Origin of the sequence: Blautia sp. AF19-1, from assembly GCF_003479155.1 — a bacterium.
GTDB classification, from domain to species: Bacteria; Bacillota; Clostridia; order Lachnospirales; family Lachnospiraceae; genus Fusicatenibacter; species Fusicatenibacter saccharivorans.
On record NZ_QUGQ01000051.1, the window covers coordinates 1 to 1,585 of the forward strand.

The 1,585-nt window shown below is 36.8% G+C and carries 1 protein-coding gene; it reads left to right on the forward strand.

Annotation, left to right across the window (positions count from 1 at the left end; all coding sequences use genetic code 11):
• Window positions 1-280: 280 nt before the first annotated feature.
• Window positions 281-1,456 carry an IS110 family transposase gene (locus tag DWX26_RS16540; RefSeq protein ID WP_118595432.1) on the forward strand — a complete coding sequence of 392 codons (1,176 nt, stop codon included), beginning with the start codon at window positions 281-283 and terminating at the stop codon, window positions 1,454-1,456.
• The last annotated feature ends 129 nt before the right edge of the window (window positions 1,457-1,585 follow it).

Genomic DNA, 1,585 nt, shown 5'->3' on the forward strand with positions numbered 1-1,585 from the left:
CGTATAATCCAATTATCTTAGATGGTAATTGGATTTTTCCTTTCTCCCAGTTAACACTGGGTATTTATTTCCATCTCTGATATATTTTGAAAAGGCACTGTGGATCTGTATCTATAACTTTACAGCTTTGACTGGTATGAGGTGACTCAGACCACAGCTTTTCGTCTATTACTGTTAATCAGTTTGTTAACGCATCGACGTTTTTATTTACGTGATTACACAGCCGAATTCTCTGTGGAAGACAGCAGTGCTCAAAATATTTATCAGGAGGTATAAACCTATGTCAATGTACTTTATTGGAATTGATATTTCCAAGTACAAACATGATTGCTGCATCATTTCTGCAGCTGATCAAAAAGTAGTTTCTAAAGTCACAATCAAAAACAATAAAGCCGGCTTTAATGAACTGCTTACAATCATTCATTCTCTCGCAAATCCTGCTGACATAAGAATAGGGTTTGAATCAACTGCCCATTATGCTCTCAATCTTGAACTCTTCCTTGAAAATTCTCTCCTAACCTTCATGGAAGTAAATCCTGTTCTCATCAGTGAATACAAGAAATCAAAAACACTTAGGCGTACAAAAACCGACTCTGTTGACTGCGAATCAATAGCTCGTTGGTTAATGACTGTTGAATACAAACCCCATTCAAAAGGATTTTACCACGCTTACTCTTTAAAGTCATTAACTCGTTTACGCGATAAACTTATCCGACAGCGTTCTTTCTATCTTATTAAAATCACAAATGTGTTAGATCATACATTCCCTGAGTTTAAACCATTCTTTAATGAACGCTTATCCAAAACTGCTCTCTATCTGCTTGAAAACTATGGTTCTGCTGAAAAGATGGCTCGTATGAACTCAGCCTCTTATGAAAAGCTACGTTCCTTATCCCGGGGGAAGTTTTCACCACAGCAATTTCTACGACTAAAAGAACTTGCTGCCAATACTGTTGGTGTAAATAACTCTATTTTTGATGTAGAGCTGAACAGTCTTTTATCTTTATACAAATCCCTTGTAAAAGAGATTAATACCATTGAAAAAGAAATCAACAAACTAATTGAAGAAGTACATCCTCACTATATGTCAGTTCCTGGAATCGGACCATTATCAGCAGCTGTAATCTATTCTGAATACGGCGATATATCTAACTTCACTAATCCAGGACAAATGCTTGCATTTGCTGGAATAGAACCAGGAATCAACGAATCTGGTACTGAATCTCACGGAGGTAAGATGGTTAAGCGTGGATCATCCCAGCTCCGCTACACACTTATCAATTGTTGTCTACCGTTAATCCGCTTTGACATGACATTTGCAACTTACTATGCCAAGAAACGCGGAGAAGGCAAACCACATCGAGTAGCCATTACTCATGTAGCCAAAAAGCTTATTAGAGTCATCTACGCATTGGAGAGGCAAGATATCGACTTTAATGCACAGAAACTTCGTTAATCTCTAGTGGATTAATACTAATTTCTCCCATCTGAAATACGATGTATTCAGATGGCTTATTAAAGTTACCCATTTTTACAATTCAAAAAAATTTCAAAATTCTCTTGACTGTTTATAGTTTGTCACCTC